This is a genomic window from Veillonella parvula (genome assembly GCF_024461875.1).
Classification (GTDB): domain Bacteria; phylum Bacillota; class Negativicutes; order Veillonellales; family Veillonellaceae; genus Veillonella; species Veillonella parvula_I.
On the sequence record NZ_JANGAL010000073.1, the window covers coordinates 1 to 254 of the forward strand.

At 39.4% G+C, this 254-nt stretch carries 1 protein-coding gene; it reads right to left on the bottom strand.

Annotation, left to right across the window (positions count from 1 at the left end):
- A partial coding sequence (locus tag NE668_RS09915) for a transposase (RefSeq protein WP_256196827.1) occupies positions 1-254 on the bottom strand: 254 nt, incomplete at both ends.

A 254-nucleotide genomic window follows, 5' to 3' on the forward strand; every position in this document is an offset into this window, starting at 1 on the left:
TTCTGACGTTTCTTTACTACTTGAGGTTCAAAAGTTGATTTTCTGTCTTGTGGAACTTCAATCTCCATAGAACCATAACGACTATTCACTCTTTTTCGCTTATAACCATTGCGATAATCACCGCTATCAGAACGTTGTGATTTTTCATATCCCAAGTGGTCATCCATTTCCGCTTCCATCATCTCTTTGATGGTTCCACCAAGAAGATCTTTCAGCGCATCCTGGATATCTTCTGCTGATTGGATATCGTATTC